This window comes from Clostridium sp. CTA-1 (genome assembly GCF_054768215.1).
Genome location: NZ_BAAAAP010000007.1, coordinates 153,097 through 178,029, shown reverse-complemented (window position 1 = coordinate 178,029; position 24,933 = coordinate 153,097). Strand labels below are relative to the sequence as shown.

The 24,933-nt window shown below is 28.8% G+C and carries 23 protein-coding genes; 1 reads left to right on the top strand and 22 read right to left on the bottom strand.

The features are described from left to right. Positions 1 to 70: 70 nt before the first annotated feature. The 3 genes from rpoD to ACYUEW_RS07925 form a co-directional block, all read right to left on the bottom strand. Complete coding sequence (gene rpoD / locus ACYUEW_RS07935) at positions 71 to 1,156, bottom strand: RNA polymerase sigma factor RpoD (protein ID WP_003358052.1); 1,086 nt, start codon at positions 1,154 to 1,156, stop codon at positions 71 to 73. A 24-nt stretch (positions 1,157 to 1,180) separates the two neighbouring features. After that, positions 1,181 to 2,953, bottom strand: coding sequence for a DNA primase (gene dnaG, locus ACYUEW_RS07930; protein ID WP_003483994.1), 1,773 nt, complete (start codon positions 2,951 to 2,953; stop codon positions 1,181 to 1,183). Between the two features lie 282 nt (positions 2,954 to 3,235). Further along, entirely contained in the window at positions 3,236 to 4,264 is a 1,029-nt protein-coding gene (locus tag ACYUEW_RS07925; protein ID WP_003483993.1) for a deoxyguanosinetriphosphate triphosphohydrolase, read from the bottom strand. A 142-nt stretch (positions 4,265 to 4,406) separates the two neighbouring features. Here ACYUEW_RS07925 and ACYUEW_RS07920 point away from each other — a divergent pair, with 142 nt between their 5' ends. Continuing rightward, on the top strand, positions 4,407 to 5,477 hold the full coding sequence (locus ACYUEW_RS07920) for a CotS family spore coat protein (protein WP_003483992.1): 1,071 nt from the start codon (positions 4,407 to 4,409) through the stop codon (positions 5,475 to 5,477). Positions 5,478 to 5,523: 46 nt separating this feature from the next. Here the strand turns inward: ACYUEW_RS07920 and ppdK are convergent, their stop codons facing one another. The 19 genes from ppdK to dnaK all read right to left on the bottom strand — a co-directional run bounded on the left by ppdK (position 5,524) and on the right by dnaK (position 24,890). Next, entirely contained in the window at positions 5,524 to 8,157 is a 2,634-nt protein-coding gene (gene ppdK / locus ACYUEW_RS07915; protein WP_003483991.1) for a pyruvate, phosphate dikinase, read from the bottom strand. A gap of 81 nt (positions 8,158 to 8,238) precedes the next feature. Continuing rightward, a complete protein-coding gene (locus ACYUEW_RS07910) occupies positions 8,239 to 8,880 on the bottom strand; it encodes a helix-turn-helix transcriptional regulator (RefSeq protein WP_003483990.1) in 642 nt (213 codons plus the stop codon). A gap of 510 nt (positions 8,881 to 9,390) precedes the next feature. Beyond that, the gene (locus tag ACYUEW_RS07905; protein WP_003483989.1) at positions 9,391 to 10,011 is read right to left on the bottom strand and encodes a DUF4342 domain-containing protein; all 621 of its coding nucleotides are present in this window, start codon (positions 10,009 to 10,011) and stop codon (positions 9,391 to 9,393) included. A gap of 2 nt (positions 10,012 to 10,013) precedes the next feature. Further along, positions 10,014 to 10,757, bottom strand: coding sequence for a DNA repair protein RecO (recO, locus tag ACYUEW_RS07900; protein WP_042384410.1), 744 nt, complete (start codon positions 10,755 to 10,757; stop codon positions 10,014 to 10,016). Positions 10,758 to 10,778: 21 nt separating this feature from the next. After that, positions 10,779 to 11,669, bottom strand: a complete 891-nt coding sequence (gene era, locus ACYUEW_RS07895; RefSeq protein ID WP_003483987.1) for a GTPase Era — start codon at positions 11,667 to 11,669, stop codon at positions 10,779 to 10,781. Between the two features lie 15 nt (positions 11,670 to 11,684). After that, positions 11,685 to 12,083, bottom strand: coding sequence for a cytidine deaminase (locus tag ACYUEW_RS07890; RefSeq protein ID WP_003483986.1), 399 nt, complete (start codon positions 12,081 to 12,083; stop codon positions 11,685 to 11,687). Positions 12,084 to 12,166: 83 nt separating this feature from the next. Continuing rightward, complete coding sequence (locus ACYUEW_RS07885; protein ID WP_003483985.1) at positions 12,167 to 12,865, bottom strand: diacylglycerol kinase; 699 nt, start codon at positions 12,863 to 12,865, stop codon at positions 12,167 to 12,169. Between the two features lie 40 nt (positions 12,866 to 12,905). After that, positions 12,906 to 13,406, bottom strand: a complete 501-nt coding sequence (ybeY, locus tag ACYUEW_RS07880) for an rRNA maturation RNase YbeY (protein ID WP_003483984.1) — start codon at positions 13,404 to 13,406, stop codon at positions 12,906 to 12,908. Next, positions 13,403 to 15,490: an HD family phosphohydrolase gene (locus tag ACYUEW_RS07875; protein WP_003483983.1), complete on the bottom strand. Its 2,088-nt coding sequence runs from the start codon at positions 15,488 to 15,490 to the stop codon at positions 13,403 to 13,405. The genes ybeY and ACYUEW_RS07875 overlap by 4 nt, the downstream gene beginning before the upstream one ends. A 22-nt stretch (positions 15,491 to 15,512) precedes the next feature. Beyond that, complete coding sequence (gene yqfD / locus ACYUEW_RS07870; protein ID WP_080333574.1) at positions 15,513 to 16,673, bottom strand: sporulation protein YqfD; 1,161 nt, start codon at positions 16,671 to 16,673, stop codon at positions 15,513 to 15,515. Next, on the bottom strand, positions 16,663 to 16,959 hold the full coding sequence (gene yqfC, locus ACYUEW_RS07865; protein ID WP_003483979.1) for a sporulation protein YqfC: 297 nt from the start codon (positions 16,957 to 16,959) through the stop codon (positions 16,663 to 16,665). The genes yqfD and yqfC overlap by 11 nt, the downstream gene beginning before the upstream one ends. Before the next feature lie 116 nt (positions 16,960 to 17,075). Further along, positions 17,076 to 17,522 (bottom strand): GatB/YqeY domain-containing protein, encoded by a 447-nt coding sequence (locus ACYUEW_RS07860; RefSeq protein WP_003483978.1) that lies wholly within the window; start codon positions 17,520 to 17,522, stop codon positions 17,076 to 17,078. Between the two features lie 42 nt (positions 17,523 to 17,564). Further along, entirely contained in the window at positions 17,565 to 17,741 is a 177-nt protein-coding gene (rpsU, locus tag ACYUEW_RS07855; RefSeq protein WP_003357777.1) for a 30S ribosomal protein S21, read from the bottom strand. Positions 17,742 to 17,877: 136 nt separating this feature from the next. Then, a complete protein-coding gene (locus ACYUEW_RS07850) occupies positions 17,878 to 18,222 on the bottom strand; it encodes a histidine triad nucleotide-binding protein (protein ID WP_042384404.1) in 345 nt (114 codons plus the stop codon). A gap of 56 nt (positions 18,223 to 18,278) precedes the next feature. Next, positions 18,279 to 19,577: a tRNA (N(6)-L-threonylcarbamoyladenosine(37)-C(2))-methylthiotransferase MtaB gene (gene mtaB / locus ACYUEW_RS07845; protein WP_003483975.1), complete on the bottom strand. Its 1,299-nt coding sequence runs from the start codon at positions 19,575 to 19,577 to the stop codon at positions 18,279 to 18,281. Beyond that, positions 19,577 to 20,335 (bottom strand): 16S rRNA (uracil(1498)-N(3))-methyltransferase, encoded by a 759-nt coding sequence (locus ACYUEW_RS07840; protein WP_042384401.1) that lies wholly within the window; start codon positions 20,333 to 20,335, stop codon positions 19,577 to 19,579. Before ACYUEW_RS07840 ends, mtaB begins: the two co-directional genes overlap by 1 nt. Before the next feature lie 96 nt (positions 20,336 to 20,431). Then, positions 20,432 to 21,370: a 50S ribosomal protein L11 methyltransferase gene (gene prmA, locus ACYUEW_RS07835; protein WP_003483973.1), complete on the bottom strand. Its 939-nt coding sequence runs from the start codon at positions 21,368 to 21,370 to the stop codon at positions 20,432 to 20,434. Between the two features lie 360 nt (positions 21,371 to 21,730). Then, positions 21,731 to 22,876 (bottom strand): molecular chaperone DnaJ, encoded by a 1,146-nt coding sequence (dnaJ, locus tag ACYUEW_RS07830; protein WP_003483972.1) that lies wholly within the window; start codon positions 22,874 to 22,876, stop codon positions 21,731 to 21,733. Between the two features lie 142 nt (positions 22,877 to 23,018). After that, positions 23,019 to 24,890 carry a molecular chaperone DnaK gene (gene dnaK / locus ACYUEW_RS07825; protein WP_003483970.1) on the bottom strand — a complete coding sequence of 624 codons (1,872 nt, stop codon included), beginning with the start codon at positions 24,888 to 24,890 and terminating at the stop codon, positions 23,019 to 23,021. Between the last annotated feature and the right edge of the window lie 43 nt (positions 24,891 to 24,933).

The window sequence follows — 24,933 nt, the reverse complement described above, 5'->3', positions numbered from 1 at the left end:
ATCACCTACCTTATTACATGAACATTATATCATTATAAGTAAAAAAAAAAAAGCACCTTATATTGGTGCATTAATCTAAATAATCTTTTAATTTTTTACTTCTACTTGGATGTCTTAGTTTTCTTAGAGCTTTTGCTTCTATTTGTCTTATTCTTTCTCTTGTTACATTAAATTCTTTTCCAACTTCCTCTAAGGTTCTAGCTCTTCCATCATCTAAACCAAATCTTAATCTCAATACCTTTTCTTCTCTTGGTGTTAATGTATCTAAAACATTAATAAGTTGTTCTTTTAACATTGTAAAAGCTGCTGCTTCTGCCGGTGCTGGTGCTTCATCATCTGGAATAAAATCTCCTAAATGACTATCTTCTTCTTCTCCAATTGGAGTTTCTAGAGAAACCGGCTCCTGAGCTATTTTCATTATTTCTCTTACTTTATCTACAGGCATTTCCATAATCTTAGCCACTTCTTCTGGCTGTGGCTCCCTACCTAGCTCTTGTAATAGTTGTCTTGATACTCTTATAAGCTTATTTATAGTTTCTACCATGTGAACTGGTATTCTTATAGTTCTTGCTTGATCTGCTATAGCTCTTGTAATGGCCTGCCTTATCCACCAAGTAGCATAAGTACTAAATTTATAACCTTTTCTATAGTCAAATTTTTCTACAGCTTTTATTAATCCTAGGTTACCTTCTTGTATAAGATCTAAAAATAGCATTCCTCTTCCTACATATCTCTTTGCAATACTTACAACAAGTCTTAGATTAGCTTCTGCTAATTTTTTCTTAGCAACCATATCTCCTGCTTCTATTCTTTGTGCTAATTCTATTTCTTCTTCTGAAGTTAATAATGCTACTTTACCTATCTCTTTTAAGTACATTCTAACAGGATCATCTATAGCAATACCTTCTGGAACTGATAAATCAATATCCTCTTCCTTTACGTCTATATCGTTCATATCACCTGTAACTTCCACACCCATAGATTCTAATACATCATATATCTTTTCGATTTGTTCTGGACTCAAATCTATTTCTTCTAATTCATCCATAATTTCTTTATAACTTAATGATCCACTTTTTTTACCTTTATCTATTAAGCGTCTAACTAACTTCATTTTTTCATTTTTGTCTTTAGCATTATTCTTCTTTTCTTTCATTATAAGTGTAGCCTCCTTTCGCCATTATTTCATGGCCCCTAAGGTTTTCTTTACTTTTATGAGTTCTTGGCTCATTTTTATAGTTTCATCTAAATTTCCTTTTGCTTCATACTCTTTAATCTTTTTAAGTAAATCTTCCTTATATTTTTCCAATTTATATTTTTTAATATTTAAAATAGCATCATCTATAAATTTTTTACTTTCATCTTCTTTGTAAATAAAATTGGTATTTAATATATTTACCCATTCTTTAGATGTTTCTACATTTTTATTGCATAGGGTTTCTATGTGCAATTTTTTATTTTGTATATTTGAGTCTTCTAAAGTATCTTTTATATATTTATATATCGTCTTATGAGTTTCCTCTATTATATCCTGCTCATTTATATTATTTTTTATATATTCGTAAATATTATTATAATTAAACATTAATTGGAGGATAAATCTTTCAGCTCTTATATAAGCTGGTTCTAGATACAATTTTTGTCCAAAAGCTTCCAACATATTCACTTCTTTTTCATTTTTCCTAGAATTTTGGTTTTTTTTGTTTAATTGGTCATATAAAGTCTGAATTTCTATATTAGTTTCCTCTGACAATCTTCTTATGTACATGTCTTTTTCTACAGGATCTAAACCTTCTATAATTTTTATATATCTATCTATATATTGTATAGCTTGCCTTTTATCCCTAATATTTAAATCCTGCCTACTAATTTTTATTTTATACTCTATAAGAGGTAAAGCTTCTTTTACTAATTTTAAGTAAGATTCTTTTCCATGGGCTTTTACAAATTGATCTGGATCTTTCCCATCTGGTACAGTTAATATTTCTACACCTAATCCTACATCCTTTAATATTTCTAAGCCCCTCTGAGTCGCTAATTGTCCTGCTGTATCTGCGTCATAAGATATTATGACTTTATCTGCATATCGTTTTAAAAGTCTAGCTTGATTTGTAGTTAGAGCTGTTCCTAGAGATGCTACAGAATTTTTTATGCCATATTGATGTAATGTGATACAATCCATATATCCTTCTACTATTATTAATACTCTATCTTTATTTTCTTTTACTGCATAATTTAATCCATATAAATTTATACCTTTTTTAAATACCATAGTTTCTGGTGAATTTAAGTATTTAGGTTTAGCATTATTTAGTACTCTTCCTCCAAAGCCTATTACCTTTCCTCTATAATCAAAGACTGGAAACATGACTCTGTTTCTAAATCTATCATAATAAGATCCATTTTTACCTTTTATAATAAGACCAGCAGATAGCATATCTAGTTCTGTATAGCCTTTTGTTTTTAAATGTCTTAAAAGCCCATCCCAACTATCCTTTGAGTACCCTAATCCAAACCTTTTAATTATTACTTTTGTAACACCCCTATTTAAAAAGTAATTTATAGCATTTTTATTTATTATAAGATTATTAAAAAAATATCTAGCTGCGTCTACATTTATTCTATAAATTTTATCTTTAGGATTATTTCTATTTTCTTTTTTATCTTCCTCTATATCTATATTTACTCTTTCTGCTAAAATTTTTATGGCCTCTGGGAAAGCAACGTTTTTAGTCTTCATTACATAAGTTACAACATTTCCTGCTTCTCCACATCCAAAACATTTATATATCTGCTTATCTTGTGACACACTAAAGGAAGGTGTTTTTTCATGATGAAAAGGACATAACCCAAAATAGTTCCTTCCACTGTTTTTAAGCTTTATGTCCCCTGATATAACATCTACAATATCATTTAGCTCTATTACCTTTTGGACGACATCTTCCGATATCAATGATTACTACCACCTTACTCTTTAATATTTTATGAATATATTATTTTAAAAATGCACAGGCAAAAATAATATATTCGACAAAAACTTTATATTTCCTTCTAGGTTTTCGAATATTTTTAAACTTTCGTTATAAACTCACTATAATATATTCTTTATAAATGCTAAATTTCCTTCAATTTTCAATAATTTTTATTTTTTACTTATATATCATCATTTTTTATTACATCAATTTATATATTTTACTTTTTTTCCTATTAAATATTATGCCCAATTCATAATTTTTTAATATATTACTACCTTGGGTACGTATATATTATTGAAAAGATATAAACAGTAGTCATCACTCATTCCAGCTATATAGTCTGCCACTCCTATATATATGCCTTCTTCTTCTGCTATATTTTTATAAAGCTTTGGCATTTTTTTAGGATTTTTAACAAAATAATCAAAAACTTGTTTTAATACAAATTTAGCCTTTTCTCTCTCTACCTTTAATATTTTTCCATTATATATTTTTTCAAATAAATATTTTCTAAGCTCATGTAAAGCACTTTCTTTTTCATCACTTAAGGATACCTCTATTAATCCCTCTTCTATATTATTTAATGTATTTTTTATACAATCTATAACTAAAGTATCTATTCTTTTCCCATGAGTATTTCCAAGACAGTATAATAAATCCTTTGGTATATCCTTCTGAAGTAAAAGTCCTGCTCTTATAGAATCATCTATATCATGGTTTACATATGCAATCTTATCACTATACTTAACTACCTGACCTTCTAATGTGTAAGCCTTAGGAGCGTTTTTAGAAAATCCACTATGATATAGTATGCCATCTAATACTTCCTTAGTTAAATTTAATCCACTACCTTCCTTTTCAATTTTTTTAAGAACTCTTATGCTATTTTCATTATGTTTAAAGCCATCAGATAGTAATTCATTTAATACTTCTTCTCCATTATGAGCAAAAGCTACATGCCCTATATCGTGTCCTAGGGCTATTGCTTCTATTAAGTCTTCATTAAGGCCTATACCTTTCCCTATTGTTTTTGCAATCTGTGCAACCTCTAAAGTATGAGTAAGCCTAGTTCTATAATGATCTCCAGAAGTTCTTATATATACTTGAGTTTTATGCTTTAATCTTCTAAAGGATTTGCTATGAATAATTCTATCTCTATCTATCATAAAAACTGTCCTTATATCATCCTCAGGTTCCGCTCTTTCCCTTCCTTTAGAATTTATAGAAAGACATGCCTTTGCATTTAATATTAATTGTTCTTTTTTTTCAATACCTTGTCTTATATTCATAATATATCATCCTAACAATAAAATGTTTTTGTGTTATTAATTCTATATTAAGTTAAGAACTCCTTTTTTTTATTAAACCGTTATAATAAATGATTTAGATTAATATCATTATAGAAGAAAATATTTTTTAAGGAGTGTTTCTATGGCTTATGTGGCTAAGTCATTTGATATAAACTTATTATCTGAAGAAAACGTAAAAAAATACGTTCTGCCTAAATATAATTTACAAACCGCTGATATTTGTCAAATTAAATTTAAAAATACAGAAAAACAAAGAGCTGTTTACAAAGTTACTTATGGGAACAGCTGCTATTGCTTAAAAAAAGTATATTACGATGAAGCTGATCTATTGTTTGTCTATTCTGCTGTAGAATGGTTTTATCGAAATGGAATCAAGGTTCCTAGAATTCTCCCTGCTTGTGATGGCAATAGATTTGTAAATTATAATAATATGTTTTTTATACTTACCCCTTGGATTGAAGGACAAAAATGTGATTATGATAGAAAGGAACATATTATATATTCTATAGAAAATTTAGGCAAAATGCATGTTAGTGTAGAAAATTTTGTTCCTATAAAAGGTAGTAAAGTTAAAGAAAAAAATGATAGTATCTATAGATCCCATGAAAAACATTTTTTTCACCTTTTAAATTCTTCTAATTACGCCTTTAAAGAAAAAGATAAATTCTCTGATTTTTTTCTGAAAAATTTTGAAAAAAATATTTTGTTAGCCAAAACCTCTGTAGATATAGCCCACAGTATAAATAATAAAAATTTGCATAGATGTTTATGTCATTTAGATTACGTTAATAAAAATATTATACTATCCCCTAATAATGATATATGGGTCATAGATTTTGATAAATGTGCTATAGACTACAGAGTACATGATATAGGTTATTTTTTGAGAAGACTTTTAAGAAGAAAAAATACAAACTGGGATGCAAAATTAGCAACTGAAATCTTAGAATACTACGATAAATTTATTCCTTTAAATCTAGATGAATATAAATATATATTAAGTTATCTATCATTTCCTCAAAAATTTTGGAAAATATCTAGAGACTATTATAAAAATATAAATAAATGCAATAAAAAGTCTTTCCAAAAAATCTTAAAAAGTTCTGTGGAAGATATAGACAATCAGAGCAAATTTGTATATTTATTTGGGAAACATATAGAATATAAATTTGGTGAAAATTTAATATGTTAAAAAAGATGTAAGCCAATTTTACATTAGGCTTACATCCCTTATAGCTTTACTTTCTTGGGTTTTTTATTTGAGCTTGTGCTGCAGCTAATCTTGCTACAGGTACTCTAAATGGTGAACAAGACACATAGTTTAATCCTACATTGTGACAGAACTCTATAGATGATGGATCTCCGCCATGTTCTCCACATATTCCTAATTTTATATTTGGTCTTGTTTGTTTACCTAATTTTACCGCCATTTCTACAAGTTTTCCAACACCAGTTTGATCTATTCTTTGGAATGGATCAAATTCATATATTTTTTTATCATAATAAGAATTTAAGAATTTACCTGCATCATCTCTTGAAAATCCAAAAGTCATTTGTGTTAAATCATTTGTTCCAAAAGAGAAAAATTCTGCTTCTTTAGCTATTTCATCAGCTGTAAGTGCAGCTCTTGGAATTTCTATCATTGTTCCAACTTGATATTCCATTTCTACATTTTCTCTCTCTAATACCTTATTCGCTGTTTCTACAACTATAGATTTTACATAAGCCATTTCTTTTATTTCTCCTATTAATGGTATCATTATTTCTGGCTTAATTTTTATTCCTTTATTTCTTGTAACTTCTATAGCAGCTTCTATTATAGCTGTAGTTTGCATTTCTGCTATTTCTGGATAAGATACAGCTAAACGACAACCCCTATGTCCCATCATTGGGTTAAATTCATGTAATGATAGTACAGTATTCTTTAATTCTTCAAAACTTACTTCCATTTCTTTTGATAATTCTTTTATATCCTCATCATCTTTTGGTAAGAACTCATGTAAAGGTGGATCTAGTAATCTTACAGTCACTGGTCTTTCTGCCATTGCTTCATATATTCCTACAAAATCTTCTCTTTGCATTGGTAATAGTTTACCTAAAGCTTTTCTTCTTTGAGATTCTGTTTTAGCAAGTATCATTTCTCTAACAGCGGGTATTCTCTCCTCTTGGAAGAACATATGCTCTGTTCTACAAAGGCCTATTCCTTCTGCTCCAAATGTAACTGCTTGAGCTGCATCTCTTGGAGCGTCTGCATTAGTTCTAACTTTCAATACTCTTACTTTATCTGCCCATTCCATGAAAGTTCCAAAGTATCCACTTATTTCTGGTGCTACAGTCTTTATGCACTGACCATAAACTTTTCCTGTACTTCCATCTAGAGATATATACTCTCCTTCTGTATAAGTTTTTCCTGCTGCATGAAAATATTTTTCTTTTTCATTTATAGTTATTTCGGAACATCCTGCTACACAACATGTTCCCATACCTCTAGCAACAACTGCTGCATGAGATGTCATTCCACCTCTTGCTGTTAATATACCTTCTGCTGCTACCATTCCTTCTATATCTTCTGGGGATGTTTCAAGTCTTACTAATATTACCTTTTCTCCTTTTTCATGATGAATTTTAGCCTCTTCAGCTGTAAAATAAACTCTTCCACAAGCTGCTCCTGGAGATGCTGGAAGACCAGTAGCTATAACTTCTGCAGCTTTTAATTCCTTTTCATCAAAATTAGGATGTAATAATGTATCTAATTGCTTTGGATCTACTTTTAATAAGGCTTCTTCTTTTTGTAATGTTCCTTCTTCTACTAAATCTACAGCTATTTTTAATGCAGATTGAGCAGTTCTTTTACCATTTCTAGTTTGAAGAAAGTATAATTTGCCTTGTTCTATGGTGAATTCCATATCTTGCATATCCTTGTAATGCTTTTCAAGTTTTCTAGCAATACCCATGAATTCTTCGTAACATTCTGATAAATCTTCTTTTAATTTTGCTATAGGTTGAGGTGTTCTAATTCCTGCAACAACGTCTTCACCTTGGGCATTTATTAAATATTCTCCAAATATTTCATTTTCTCCAGTGGCAGGATTTCTTGTAAAGGCAACTCCTGTTCCTGAAGTTTCTCCCATATTTCCAAATACCATTGATTGTACATTTACAGCTGTACCCCAATCTCCTGGGATATCATTTAGTCTTCTGTACACTATAGCTCTTGGGTTATCCCATGAACCAAATACTGCCGTAATAGCTGCCAATAGCTGTTCTTTAGGTTCTTGTGGAAAATCTTCTCTCATTTCTTTTTTATATATTTCTTTAAATTTAACTACAATTTTTTTCAAATCTTCTGATGTTAAATCTGTATCGTACTCAACACCTTTTTCTTCTTTCACTTGGTCTAATACATCTTCAAAATCTCTTTTATCTATGCCCATAACTACATCTGAAAACATTTGAATAAATCTTCTATAGGAGTCATAAGCAAATCTCTCATTATTTGTAAGTCTGCTTAATGATTCTACTGTTTTATCATTTAACCCTAAATTTAATATAGTATCCATCATTCCTGGCATAGAAACTCTAGCTCCTGATCTTACTGAAACTAATAAAGGATTTTCTTCACTTCCAAATTTTTTATTAGTTTTCTTTTCCACTTCCTCCATGGCATTTGTTATTTGCTGTACTACTTCATCTGTTAATTTTTTGCCATCCTTATAATATTTTATACAAGCCTCTGTAGTTACTGTAAATCCTGTTGGAACAGGGATTCCTAAATTAGTCATCTCTGCTAGATTAGCACCCTTTCCCCCTAACAATTCTCTCATTGATGCATTTCCTTCACTAAAAAGATATACATGCTTCTTATTTTCCATAATAAACATCCCCTCTGTAAAATTTCTTTGTGATTTAATTTATATATTCAGATAATTAATTATCTGTTTAAAACTTTTACTTTAAACTTTTTCTCCAACCTTTACAAATAACTTTGTGATATTAGTCTTTGATACTTTTCCTATAATTTTAAATTCTTCTACATTATTTTTTATTACTTTTTCTACTACAGGCAAACTGTCTACTTCATGTTCTATTATCTTTTGTGCTGCATAATAAGCAGAATCTTCTATGCTTACACATACTATGTTTGGCATTCTTGTCATTATAATTCCTACAGGTACCTTATGCATATCAGTACCACCCATAGCAACTTTAAGAAAGTCCTTTCTAGATACTGCTCCAACTAATATTTCTTCATTGTGAACAAATAATGTTCCTACATCATTTAAAAATAAATGTAATATTGAATCATATACTGTAGTATTTTCATTCACCATTACAGGCTTAGACATTATATCTTTAACCTTTATGTCATTTATATAGTCTTGTAGCAAACTATATGAAGGCTTATGAGAATATATATATCCTACCTTTGGTTTTGCCTCTAATATCCCTATCATAGTTAATATTGCTAAATCTGGTCTTAGGGCTGCTCTTGTTACCCCTAAACACCCTGCTAAATTTTCACTAGTTATTGGTTCATTATTTTTTACTAGTTCAACTATTTGTTCCTGTCTTTCAGATAGTTTAATTGCCTTCACCCTCTTCCTTTATTATAAATAGATATTAAACATTTAAATTATAAAACTAAACTATATATATTATATCACTAATTCAGACTAAATAGTATATCACTTTTCTTTATTTGTGCTAATTTATTTAAATTTATGTTATACTTATTAATACTTTCTCAATATTTCTTTATTTCTTTTATTTTTTCATTTTACAGAGGAATTTGTTATACTTTTTATTATAATTATTTTTATAATATGTAATTTTTATATTTATATGTTATTTTACATATAAATAATAATTAACATTTATGCTCTTATACATTATTATTTACTTTAATTTACTGTTTATTATTAAGGCTGGTCTTATTTTATACTGCTGCATCAATTTATGTCCCACTTATAAATTGATAAAACACCTTGCAACAGTATAGCTTTTACAAATAAAATTTTACAAATATAAAAACTTATTGTTTAGCAAGGCGTTTTTTATTTTTTTCTTATAAATTTACACCCTCATATTATTTATTAATTATTATATTATTGTTCTTCTTTTTTTTCTGAAGAATCTTCTTTTTTGCACTCTTTACAATTATCATCTTCTTCACTTTCTACATCTTCAAAATTAACGGTATAACTATAAAAATTATTATCTTCTCCATCTGATTCATTATCAAATTTATTAGAAAATTTTTCTTTTATATCAGAAGTAGTGTAATCTACTTTTTCTTTTATATCTTGAGCTGTACTTTTTATTATTTTATTAACTACTTCTACGCTACCATCTTCTTTTGTTATTTCTATAGTTACTTTAGTTACTATAGCCGCTGCTAAAGCTGCTAATAATATAGGAGCCCAAATAATTGCTGCTGCAGCTGTAGCTGCTAATCCAGCATTAACTGGTATGTCTACTATAACTTTATCTTCTTTTTTCACTTTTATTCTAGTAATATTGCCCTTTTTTATAATATCTTTTATCCATTTTACTAGTTCATCTTTTGTAGTATACAATTCTTCCTTTTCTTCTTTCACTTTGTTTTCCATGTATACTAAGGCATCCACTACATTTCCTTCACAAGCCTCTAAGGCCTCTTTAGCCTCTGTGTAAGTTGCTCCTGTCCTTTCTCTTATGATATCAATTTTTTCTAATGTTATTTCCATTTTTATTCCTCCTTTATATAATTTAATATTTGGAGACTTTTAGGTTTCTTCAAATAATTTTGATTTATTATGATATTTAAAATTTTATAAATATCTTTTTTAGTTTCTGTATGAACAGAGAGCTTATAAAGCTCTTCTAATGGAGTTTCATATATATATTTTAATATATTATAAGTAGCATAAGTTACTCCTATACCATTTGCCTTGTTACAATAACTGCATATTCCACCTAAACTTTGCAAACTTATATAATTTGAGGTTTCTATTTTTCTTCCACACTCTAAGCAATAATTAAAATTTAAAGCATATCCGGTGTATTTTAATACTTTCATTTCAAAAGCTCTAGCCAAAATCTCAATATCTATCACTTTATTTTTCATTAAGAATAAACTTTTAACTAACTCCTGAAATAATTCTCTATTGCTTTCTTTTTCTTCTGTGCATATATCTATTAGTTCACAAAAATAAGATCCATAAGTTAATGTATCTAAATCCCTTAAAAAGTCCTGAAATGAATCTATTAACTGGACTTCTGATAAATTAAATAAGCTTTTCCCTTTATATAATACATATTCTCCATAGCAAAAGGGTGATGTATTAGATAAATATTTACTTCTATTTTTTTTAGCACCTTTTGCTATAGCAGTTATTTTACCTAACTTTTCTGTATATAACCAAACTAATTTATCTGCTTCTTTAAATTCTTGAGTTTTTATTACTACAGCTCTAGTTTTATATAGTGACAGAAAATCAACTCCCTATATTATTTATTTCATTTTTTTATAACCTAATTCTTTTAACAAACTTTGGTTATCTCTCCACTCTTCTTTTACTTTAACCCAAAGTCTTATATATACTTTGCTCTGAAGAAAAGCTTCTATATCCTGTCTTGCATATTGAGATATTTTCTTTAATTTACTGCCACCTTTACCTATAATTATAGGTTTGTGAGAATTCTTTTCACATAATATATTACCCTCTATATGATAAGTGCCTTTTTCATTTTTCTTCATTTGAAGTATTTCTACAGCTATACCATGAGGCACTTCTTCTGATAAAAGTCTTAAAGCTTTTTCCCTTACTATCTCTGCCACTATAAACCTCTCATTTTGATCTATTATCATATCTTCTGGATAGTATTGTGGACCCTCTGGTATATATTTAAACATTAATTCTTTAAGTAAATCAACATTTTTTCCTTTCAGAGCAGATATAGGTATTATTTCTTGAAACTCCATAAGTTCTGAATATGTTTTTAAAGTTTCTGCTACTTTTTCTTGTGGATTTTCATCTATTTTATTTAAAACTAAAAATACTGGTACTTTTACTTCTTTTAATTGTTCTATTATAAACAAATCTCCCCTGCCAGGTTTTTCATCTGGATTTATTAAGAAAAGTACTAAATCTACATCTTTCATAGCATCTGATGCTGATTTTACCATGTATTCTCCTAGCTTATGCTTAGGTTTGTGTATTCCTGGCGTATCAACAAATACAAGTTGGTAATTATCTTCTGTTAATATGGTTTGTATATTATTTCTTGTGGTCTGAGGTCTGCATGAAACTATAGAAAGTTTCTCTTTCATTATGGCATTTAACAACGTTGATTTTCCTACATTAGGTCTTCCTACTATGGTTACGAATCCTGATTTAAACATATTTTATCTCCTCGTCTATTTTATTAAATCTTTTTTAGTAAAGGCTCCTGGTAAAATTTCATCTAGTTTCTTTATTTCATAATTATTTTTATCTTTTACTATTATTATGTCTATATTTCCATTTGCAAATTCACTTATAACCTGCCTACATATACCACATGGATAAGTATATTCTTCAAAACTTCCTACCACTGCAATGGCTTTTATTTTCTTATGTCCTTCTGATATAGCTTTAAATATAGCTGTTCTTTCTGCACAATTTGTAGCACCATAAGAGGCATTCTCTATGTTACATCCTGTATATATTGTATCATCTTCTGTTAATAAAGCTGCTCCTACTTTAAATTTTGAGTAAGGAACGTAAGCATTTTCTCTGGCTTCTATTGCTTTTTTTATAATTTCGTCATATTTCATTATAAATCCTCCTGTTTGGATAAACTATTTACTCTACAAATCATTGTGTAAATAAATTATAGCATTATTTTACATTATTTCAACTATCCAAATATTTTATATAAAAGCGTAGTAAATAAAATTCCAAATAAAGCTCCCACTATTACCTCTAATATAGAATGGACTTCTGAATCAACTCTACTTTGAGCTACTATAAAAGCTAAAAAATAACTTAACATAACTACAGGAAATTCCTTAGTTATAAGAGCTATTATTGTGGCTATAGAAAATGCCATGGTGCTATGTCCACTGGGCATTCCTCCCTTTAAAGGAGTTCCTTCACCATATATGGCTTTTACCACTACCGTAACTATACAAACTATAGCTAATATAATAAATATAGCATAAGGATTTGAATTTTTTATTTTAGTTATTAAAACGAAATTTATATATTTTAGTTTATCCCAAAATATAATATAACCAACTACTACTGCATTTATAGCTGTTAATAAAACTGCTCCTGCTGCTACATTTTTAGAAACCTTAGCTAAGGGATGATAATAATTCGTAGTAGCATCTATCGCAAATTCTATAGCAGTATTCATAAGTTCCGCAAAAATAACTAAGGTTATTGTTATACATACAACTACCAATTCTATCTTTGATAAATCATAGAAAAAACAGGCAGTTAAAACCAAAAGAGCAGAGAGCATATGTATTCTCATATTCCTTTGGGTTCTAACTGCATGTATTATTCCATCTATAGCATAATTAAAACTATCCAAAAGTTTATTTACTTTCATGGCTAAACACCATCCTTTACAGGTTAAAACAAATGAATTTTTACCTTTGTAAATTAAAGTTTTTTAATATTTCTTCTTCTCTCTGTCTCATTATAGCTTTTTCATCTTCTTTTATATGGTCATATCCTAGAAGATGCAGTACTGAATGTATTGTTAAATAACAAGTTTCTCTTAAAAAACTGTGCTCAAATTCTTTACTTTGCTCTTCTGCTTTCTCTAAAGAAAGAGCTATATCACCTAAAACTAAATTTCCTTCATCTAGATCACTTTCATCAAATTCATAGTTTAAATATATATCTTTAAAAACTTTTCCTTCTTCATAATCTAACATTGGGAAAGATAATACATCTGTAACCTTATCTATATTTCTATAGTCTTTATTTATTTCTTTTATACTGTTGTTATCTATAAACACTACACTTATTTCATAATCTATATTTACCCTTTCCTCTTTTAATGCATAGTCTATTATTTCTTTTATCTTATTTTCAAACTCTTCATTTACTTTGATTTCATCCTGTCTATTATCTATATATATCATTTTATCCTCCTATCTTTTATCCATTTATCCTCTGGATATTCTATTCTTTGGTGATATATACTTATAAGAACCTTTAAAAAAGCATCTCTTATTAGTCCTATTTCTTTTAATGTAAGATCACAATCATCTAACTGTCCTTCATCCAATCTTGCCTTTATTATTTTATTTACCATTTCTTCTATTTTACCCTTAGTTGGTTCATTTATAGATCTTACAGCAGCTTCCACCCCATCTGCTAGCATTATTATAGCAGCTTCTTTACTTTTAGGTATAGGACCTGGATATCTAAAATCTTCTTCATTTACATCTTCAGGTCTTTCACTATTGTTTTTCATAGTTATATAAAAATATTTTACTAAAGATGTACCATGATGTTGTTGTATTATATCCTGTATAACTTTAGGTATTTTATATTCCTTCGCTAATTCTAACCCATCCTTTACATGAGAAGTAATTATTAAGGTACTTAAATTAGGAGATATTTTACCATGAGGATTTTCTTTACCTATTTGATTTTCTTTAAAGAAATAAGGTCTTTTAGTCTTCCCTATATCATGATAATACGCAGATACTCTAGCTAACACTGGATTTCCATTTACAACTTCTGCTGCAACCTCAGCTAAGTTGCCTACTAATATACTGTGATGATAAGTTCCTGGCGCCTCTAATAATAACTTCTTAAGTAATGGATTATTAGGATTTGAAAGTTCTAAAAGTTTAATAGTAGTAACTATACCAAATAAATTTTCAAATAAAGGAAGAAGTCCTATGGTTAATATGGCTGATAATACCCCTCCTATAAGAGTAAATAATGCTTTTTTACTTACATCTATAACACTATTACTTAAAAGAAAGCCTGCTGAAAAAGTAAGTATTACATTTATAATAGCTATATAAGATGATGCATACAGTATATCATTTCTTTCTTGCATCTTTCTTAATATAGTAGAACCTAAAACAGCACTCATTATAGCTATTAAAATAATTTCTACTTCAAAATTTACTGCTACGGCTATTAAAATACAGTTTACAAGACTAGTGAATAAAGATATTTTATAATTTAGTAATAAAGTCAATATCATAGGTATAGATGCTAAAGGAATTAAAAAAGGTGATATTGTATACATACTCCTAGCTAAAAGTATTGCTATACAATTATTTAAACTTATTAAAACCAAACTATTTAACTCATTAAACACTTCATTATAAAATTTATATATATATACATACTGTATAAAAAGTACTAAAGCTATTAGAACTCCTAATCCAATAAAAATATACCACTCAAAATTATTATTATTATTTAATAAGCCTACATCCTTTAACAAGTCTAATTGATATTTAGATACTGGTTCTCCTTCTTTAACTATTGTTTGATCTTTTTTTATCATAACCGGTGGAGTATTTTTTAAAGTTTCCTTCTTTAATTCTTCTGTTTTTTCTTTATCATAATAAAAATTAGGCTTTATTTCTGAATAAGCTATATTTATTGCTAATTGCCTTAAAGAATTTGTTATTTTAGACATTTTTATTTTTGAGTACACATACTCCTGTGCTTTTTTTATATCCTGTGCATTATCCTTTTGAGAATCATCACTTATATTTACATTTTCATAAACATCAGATATAACTTTAATAAGCACATCCTGCAGGGATTTAAGTTCTGCTTTATCTAAATTTAATATTTGGCTTAATTCTCTTTCTGATATATTTATTTTTCCATTTTGATCTAATTGTTGAACCTTTTGCTTTTCATCTATTCTTTTATCTTTTAGAGAATCTACCTGTGAAAAAAAACTATTTACTTCATTTAAAATTTCTGTTTTAACTTCTGTCCTTTTAGTATACTGTATAGGAACTGCCTCTAAAGCTTGTTGAAGTCTAGCTTTTGTAGATACTTCATCCTTTATTTCTCTTGGGGCTTTTATATCAACTTTAGCTATATCACCCTCTTGTAGGTCATATTTTTTTGTAACAAAAGATGTAACAAGCACCACATACATAAATAAAAATGTAATAAAAAAAACTAATACTCTCTTTAGTTTATTATCCTTTTTTATTTCTTCCATGGTAATTTTTTTCATATATTATAATACCACCTTTATTTTAGCTGTCTTCTTCTTTATCCGTAATTTCTATCTTTTGTGGAACAGCTATATCTTCTTCTGCTATAATTAGCATTCTAATTTTACAGCTCTCTCCTTCTGGAGAGTAATTCGTAATTTTATCTACAATCTTAACAGATTTATCTAAGTTTTTAGTTATATTTTTATAGATTTTTTCATTTTCCTCATCTATAGTTTTTTTCAAATTAATATCTTCTTTTGTTTCTTTCACTTCATATAATGTTTCCTTTGTTATAAACAGCTTATTATTTTCTATTCTATCATATTTTTTAAATTTATTGATAGTTTTTTTCAAATATAGTTTTTTCCCCTTAAAATTAATATATATCCTCTCTATTTTTTTACCCGTTCTTTTTCTTTTTATTCTATAGGTATTTATGGTTTTAATTTCTTCATAAAAAGTTCTAGCAAAAACCTTTCCTTCTGAATGAACTTCATAAGTTTCGCCTTCTTTTCCCTGTTCACCTTTAATTAAAATATCACCTTTTTTTACTATGTCTCCATTTTGTACTATAGCACTTCCTGAAGTAGTATATACCCTTTGTATTTCACCATCCTTTTTAGCTACTAAATCACAAGGTTCATCCTCCTTAACTATAATTGGAGGAGACTGCCTCTCTTCAGCCTTTATTACAAGTTTCCCTCCTTCAATTCTAGCTTTTACCCACATTATATTGTCTATATCTTTAACCAATTTTTCTTCTATCTTATAAACATCTATAGCATTTTTATTTATTCCAGGCTTTACTCCATATTGTTTTAATTGTTGTCTTATTTCATAGGGTGTCACGCCATTAGTTGATGTTATATCTATATCCCATATGAATGTAGACATAAAATATATTATAAAAGAAAAAATAAATATACCTATTACTAATGAAAATCTTCTTTTTAAAAATAAAACTAAAAAAGAGATTCCTTTTCTTTTTACTATTTTTACTTTTGTTCCTGTTCTCCTAGCTATATCATCCATAACAGCATAATCTTTTAAGTCTATATTCAAAACAAATGTAGTTACATTTATCTTAACTACATTTTTAACTTTTACACCATTTCTCCATAAAAGGTTAATAAATCTCTCTGGTATCATAGATTGAATTTCTATAGTCATAGTAGCATTTTTATACTTATCAAACTTCATTTGTTTCAGACCCTTCATATTCTATAGATTTAAATTTTCCTCCTAAAGTAATAGTACTTCCCCCCATAAACAATATCTCAAAATCTTTTCCATAAATAGATATCAATCCAGATCCAGAATTAATTTTCACTACCTTTTCTTCAAAAACAACTACTCCTCTATGATTTTCTATAGTTATTTCCTCATTGCCTGTAACTATTATCTTTGGTTGATTTAAAATTATATCTCTTGGTAGATCTAACTTTTCCGCTACAGTTTCCCTTGCATTATAAAATTTTTTACTCATTTTTCACCTCAAATAAAAAAAATACTTTCATATTAATTTATGAAAGCATTTTTTAATAAATGACAAATATGAGTCTATGTATATAATATAAAAAGCTGAGTTTTACTCAGCTTTTACTATTTACTCAATATATTTTTTACTTTTTCACTTACAAGTTTACCATCTGCTCTACCTTTAGTTTTAGGGATAACTATACTCATGACATTTTTCATATGTTTCATGCTATTTGCACCAGTTTCATTAACTGCTTTTTCAATTATTTCTGTAATTTCCTCTTCTGTCAACTGCTGAGGAAGGTATTTTAGCAAAACTTCTATTTCAAAATTAGTTGCATCTACTAAGTCTTGTCTGTTTCCCTTCTTGAAGTCTTCTAACGCTTCTTTGCGCTGTTTTATCTCTTTAGATAAAATATCAATTATTTCTGAATCTTCAAGAGTTTTCCCTGAATTTTTTTCTGCTAAAAGAATAGCAGCTCTAACCATACTTATAGTATTAGCTTTCTCTTTCTCTTTAGCTTTTAAGGCTTGTTTCCAGTGGTCTTGTAGTGTTTCCTTAAGAGACATTATTATCTAATACCCTCTTTCAAAGAAATCTATTAATTGTAACTACTTGAATTTTCTCTTTCTTGCAGCTTCAGATTTCTTTTTTTTCTTTACACTTGGCTTTTCGTAGTGTTCTCTTTTTCTTACTTCAGATAAAACACCAGCTCTTGCACATTTTTTCTTAAATCTTCTTAATGCGTTTTCTAATGATTCGTTTTCTCCAACTTTTATTTCTGACATGTTTTCTCCCTCCCTCCGCTAGTTCAATTTAGTAAAAACAAAGCAGTTAATTGCGGGCTAAATAACACACTAGCTATTATACAACATATTTTGGGAAACTGTCAACAACTTAATATTCTAACTTTAATAAGTTTTTTTAACCTGGAGGCCATTGTAAATTCCTACCTGCAATTAAGTGAAAATGTATGTGAAAAACAGTCTGTCCTGCTGATTCACCACAGTTCGAAACTACTCTAAAGCCTTCTTCTGATATATTAAGATCCTTAGCTAATTTTTTAGCTACCATAAATATATGACTTATAACCTTGCTATTTTCTTCTGTTAAATCATTTAAAGAACTTATATGTTCTTTAGGGATTATAAGAATATGATGTGGTGCCACTGGATCTATATCATTAAAAGCATATACTAATTCATCTTCATATACTTTAGAACTTGGTATTTCTCCCCTTAATATTTTACAAAAAATACAATTTTCCATTATATCACCTCCCATTAAGTGAAATATTCAATAAATAGATTAAAAATCCTTCTACTCTAATAAATTTCTCCCTTAATAAAATCCTTAGAAACTTCTTTCAGTTTGGTACTTATTATTTCTCCAGTAATATCTTTTAAGCTTTTAGCATATATCTTTATGTAGTTTGGAGTATACCCTTCAAAAATTCCTTTTTCTTTAGTTTCCTGCTCATATAATACTAGCATTTCTTTTTCAATAAATTTATTCATAAATTCTTTTTCAAGAGCTTTATCTAAATTTATTATTTTATTACTTCTTTCTTCTTTTATGTTACCATCTACTTGATTCTCCATTTTCTCTGCTCTAGTAGCTTTTCTTGGACTGAATTTAAATACATGCATTTTAGATAGTTTTATGTCTTTTAAAAATTCATAGGTTTTATTAAACTCTTCTTCTGTTTCTCCTGGAAATCCTACTATTATATCTGTAGTTATAGAAACAGCTTCTATGTTTGTTCTTAAATTATATACTATCTCTTTATACTGCTCTACAGTATATTTTCTATTCATTCTTTTTAAGGTTTCGTTACATCCACTTTGAAGAGATAAATGGAAATGTGGACAGAATTTTTTTAATTTACTTATTCTTATTATTTCTTCTTCTGTAAAAAAGGTTGGGTCTATTGAACCTATTCTTATTCTTTCAATACCTTCTACTTTATCTATATCTTCTAATATAGATGTTAAATTGTACTTTCCTTCTAAATCAAAACCATAAGAAGCTATATCTATTCCGGATAAAATTATTTCTTTAAATCCATGTTTAGAAAGTTTTCTAACCTCTTCCATAACCTTTTCCGGTTTTTTACTACATACAGCTCCTCTTGCAAAAGGTATCAAGCAATAAGAACAAAATCTATTACATCCATCCTGTATTTTTAAAAAGGCTCTAGTTTTATCCCTATACTCTTCTATATTTAATTCTTCAAATTCTTTGTTTCTAAGAACATCTTTAACTTCTATGACTTGATTTTTTTCTTCCATAGCTCTATTTATCCAATAAACTATATCACCTTTATTTCTAGTACCTAAAACTACATCTACGCCCTCTATTTTGGCTACTTCTTCTGGAGCTATTTGAGAATAACAACCTACTACTGCAATTATAGCCTTAGAATTTTGTCTTCTTCCTCTACTTATCATCTGTCTTGATTTTTTATCACCCATATTAGTTACAGTACAAGTATTTATTACATATACATCAGCCACTTCATTAAAATCCACTACTTCATAGCCTTGTTTTATAAATTTTTCTGTCATAGCTTCTGTTTCATATACATTTACCCTACATCCTAATGTAGAAAAAGCAACTTTCATTATATATTTCCTCCTAAATCTCCTAATTCATATGAAATTATTGAAGCACATACTATACCTGCTGTTTCTGTTCTAAATATTCTAGGTCCTAAAGTTACTATCTGAGCTTTTATTTCTTCTAAAAGTCTTATTTCACTTTCTTCAAAGCCACCTTCTGGTCCTATTATTATACCTATGTTTTTAATATTTTCTTTTTCATATTGTATATTTTTTATAAGAGATTTTATACCATAGTTTTCTTTACTTTCATAAGGCACAATTATTAAATCCATGTCCTTTATCTCTTCCAACAAATCATTAAATTTTAAGGGTTCTCTAACACTTGGAATTAAAGATCTTTTACATTGTTTACATGCTTCAAGTGCAATTCTATTCCATCTATCTAATTTTTTAAATTCCTTTAATGAAGTTTTAATCTCAACTCTTTCTGTTATAATAGGTATTATTTCTTTTATACCTAATTCAGTAGACTTTTGAACTATCAAATCCATTTTGGTAGATTTAGGAAGACCTTGATATAAATAAATATTTAAAGGGCTTTCATTATTTACTTTAACCTGCTCTAATATTTTTACAACAACAGATTTTTTATCTATACTTTCTATTTTACCTTTATATTCTTTTCCCTGGCAATTATTTATGTTTATAGAATCTCCACATTCTAACCTTAATACCTTATATATATGTTTAACATCATCACCATCAATTATAGCCTTTTTATCAATTATATTTTCAGCGGGCACAAAAAATTTATGCACAATAATCACCTACTTTAATATTTTTTTGTAAAGGGAACCCCAAATACAAATTTTTATATTCTAAAATACACTTTTTATAAAATTATTAAAATAATTTTAGTTTATTTTAGATACTATACAAACCCATTCTCCCTCTTCTTTTACTTCTTCTATTACAAAACCTGTTTCTTCTAACTTTTTAATAACATCCTCTTTTCTTGAATTTATTATACCAGAAGCTATAAAATACCCGTCTTTTTCTATAAACGCTTTAACACCTTCTGTTAAAAATATTATGACATCTGCTATTATATTAGCTACTACTATATTTGCTCTGCCCTCTACTACTTCCATTAAATTACCTTCTAATATTTCTATGTTGTCTAAATTATTATATTTAATATTTTCTTTAGAGGATTTAACAGCTACTGGATCCAAATCTACACCTATTACATGTTTAGCCCCTAATTTTGCTGATGCTATAGATAGTATTCCAGATCCACAACCTATATCAAACACAGTTTTATCCTCTTTTATGTATTTTTCTAAAGCATTTATACACATTCTTGTGGTTTCATGAGTTCCTGTACCAAAAGCCATACCTGGATCTAACTGTACTATTATTTCCTCTTCTTTTTTATCATAATTTTCCCAAATAGGTTTTATAACTATTTTATCTGAAACCTTAGTTGGTTTATAATATTTTTTCCAATTATTTTCCCAATCTTCTTCATTTACCTTGTGAACTTCTACTAACCCTTCCCCTTTGTCTATCCCAAATTGACCTAAGTTACTTATAGATTCTTTTATGTAATCTAAATACTCATTAAACTTATCATCCTCTTTGTAATATCCCTTTACTATAGCAGTATCCTTAACTGTTAATAAAGTTTCATCAAAATAATCCCAATCTCCAGGATGCTTCTTTTTAAACTCAATATCCTTAGGATCTTCTATTGAAACTCCTTTTACACCTGTATTGTATAATATGCCTGATATAGCTTCCAAAGCCTCGCTACTTGTATATATACAAACCTCTAACCATTCTTTATCCATAAAAAATTCCTCCTTAAAATAAAAAGCTATTATTAGCCAACTATTCCTTTTAAGCAAACTCTACTTGTGAAACTAAAAATCACTTCATAAACATAGTTCTTGGTTTCAGAGGGAGTTTTCACTCCCCCTAAAGCTTATTAACAGAATTCTTAGGAGTTTTACTCCTTAGAAGTCGTTATCCTTTAGGGGAAATCGTTATCCAGGGACGTAGCCGCTCTCTACTCCCACTTTGAAAAAGATGGGAGTATTAGAGCGGGTAGTCATCGGATAAAATTTTCTCTAACACTATTAATATATTATACCTAAAAATCTGAAAATCCACCACAAAATATAAGGAAAGTGCACTGCACTTTCCTTATATTAATCTTTGAATCCTTTTTTTATCTTTTCAAAAATAGTATCCTTTTCTTTTCCTTCTACAGTTTCTCCACTAGCATCCATATACATAGCTAGGGCTTCCTTTTGCTTGTTATTTAATTTCTTTGGTATATCTACTATTATAGTAACATATTGATTTCCTCTAGCTGTACTATTTATTCTTGGTACTCCCTTACCTTTTAACCTAAATACAGTCCCTGGTTGCGTTCCCGCTGGTACTTCGTATTTAACATCTCCATCTACTGTAGGTACTTTTATCTCAACACCTAAAGCAGCTTGAGCAAAACTTATATGCTTTTCTATATAAACATCAAAGCCTTTTCTCTTAAAGGTAGGGTGGGAATCTACTCTTATATTTATATATAAGTCTCCTGTTGGTCCTCCATTATTTCCTGGTTCACCTTGACCTCTTAGTGGAATAACATTTCCTGTATCTACCCCTGCTGGTATTTTAACTTTAATCTTTTTATTTTTTCTAATTTTTCCTTTTCCATGGCACTTATTACATGGATTTTCTATAACTTTTCCATTCCCACCACATTTGTCACAGGAAGTTTCTGTTACCATGCTTCCTAATATAGTGTTCTTTTGAATTCTAATTCTTCCAGTGCCACCACATTTATCGCAAGTTTTTGCACTTGTTCCTGGTTTTGCACCAGTTCCATTACAATTATCACAATTTTCATGTTTATTTACAGATATTTCTTTTTCCGCTCCGAATACCGCTTCTTCAAAGGTTAAATTAATAGCAGTTTCTATATCCGCACCTCTTTGAGGTCCATTTTTTCTTCTCCCACCAGAAGAAAATCCCCCTCCAAAGAAGGAATCAAATATATCTCCAAAGCCTCCCATATCTGAAAAATCGAAACCTCCAAAGCCTGATGGATCAAATCCCCCTGCTCCATTAAAATCTGTAGTTCCGAATTGATCATATTGAGCTTTCTTTTGAGGATCTGAAAGTACCTGATAAGCTTCATTTATTTCTTTAAATTTTTCTTCAGCCTCTTTGTTACCTTTGTTTTTATCCGGATGATATTTTATAGCTAATTTTCTAAAAGCTTTTTTTATGTCTTCTTCACTAGCACCTTTTTCTAATCCAAGTAATGCATAATAATCCTTGCTTGGCATTCCTCTTTTTCACCACCTAATATCTAATTGAATGTAATTTAAAATTGTTTTTGTACTTAAATTAAGGGAGGAGTACAAACTCCCTCCCTTAAGTCATACCTATTATATATTATACAATTTTTTAGTATTTGTCATTTATTTTTTATTTATCATCTTCAACTTTAAAATCTGCATCTACTACATTATCATCTTTTTTGTCATTTTCTGCTGAAGCATTGCCCGCATTTGCTCCACCCATATTATTAGGATCAAAACCTGCACCTTGAGCTCCTTCTGGGTTAGCTTGTTGATATATCTTTGAAGATATTCCATAGAATGTTTGAGTTAAATCTTCAGTTGCTTTCTTAATAGCTTCTAAATCTTCTCCCTCTTTAACATCTTTAACTGCTTTTACTTTTTCTTCTATAGTAGCTTTATCTTCAGCTGACACTTTATCTCCTAAATCAGTTAATGTTTTTTCTGTTTGATATACTATTTGATCTGCATTGTTTTTAATTTCTATAGATTCTTTTCTCTTTTTATCTTCTGCTTCAAATTTCTTAGCTTCATTTACAGCTTTTTCTATTTCATCATCTGTTAAATTTGTTGAAGCTGTTATTGTTATATTAGCTTCTTTTCCTGTTCCTTTATCCTTAGCAGATACATTAACTATCCCATTAGCATCTATATCAAAAGTTACTTCTATTTGAGGTATTCCTCTTGGAGCTGGAGCTATCCCTGATAAAGTAAATCTTCCTAATGTCTTGTTATCAGCTGCCATTGATCTTTCACCTTGTACTACGTGTATTTCAACTGATGTTTGACCGTCTGCTGCTGTAGAAAATACTTGGCTCTTTCTTGTAGGTATTGTTGTATTTTTTTCTATTAACGTAGTTGAAACTCCTCCAAATGTTTCTATTCCTAGTGTTAATGGAGTAACATCTAAAAGTAATACATCCTTAACTTCTCCTGTTAAAACTCCTGCCTGAATAGCAGCACCCATTGCAACAACTTCGTCTGGGTTAACCCCTTTACTTAATTCTTTTCCTGTGAAGTCTTTAACTGCATCTTGAACAGCTGGTATTCTTGTTGATCCACCAACCATTATTATTTTATCTATATCAGACATTGCATATCCTGAACCTTCTAATGATTTTTTAATTGGTTCTAATGTACGTTGTACCAAATCATGAGTTAATTCATTGAATTTAGCTCTTGTTAAGTTCATGTCTATGTGTTTTGGACCTGTTGCATCTGCTGTTATAAATGGTAAATTTATATTTGTTTGTGTTGCTGATGATAATTCTATTTTAGCTTTTTCTGCAGCTTCTTTTAATCTTTGTATAGCCATTTTATCATTTCTTAAATCTATTCCATTTTCAGCTTTAAATGTTTCAGCTATATAATCTATTAATTTTTGGTCAAAGTCATCTCCACCTAATTTTGTATCTCCATTAGTAGCCTTAACTTCGAATACTCCATCACCTAGTTCTAATATCGATACGTCAAAAGTACCACCACCTAGGTCATAAACTAATATTTTTTCATTTGTATCCATTTTATCTAAACCATAAGCTAATGATGCAGCTGTTGGTTCATTTATTATTCTTAAAACTTCAAGTCCAGCTATTTTTCCAGCATCCTTTGTCGCTTGTCTTTGACTATCATTAAAATAAGCTGGCACTGTTATAACTGCTTGAGTTACTTTTTCTCCAAGATACGCCTCTGCATCTGCTTTTAATTTTTGAAGTACCATAGCTGATATTTGTTGTGGTGTATATTCTGTGTTATCTATATTAACCTTATGATCTGTTCCCATATATCTTTTTATAGAAATTATAGTCTTTTCTGGATTTGTAATAGCTTGTCTTTTTGCTACTTGACCTATTAATCTTTCTCCATTAGCTTGGAAAGATACTACTGAAGGAGTTGTTCTTGAACCTTCCGCATTTGGTATAACTACTGGTTCTCCACCTTCCATAACTGATACACAAGAATTTGTTGTTCCTAAGTCAATTCCGATTATTTTTGCCATTTTAATATTCCCTCCTAGTTTGTAATTTGTTAGGTTTTTATAA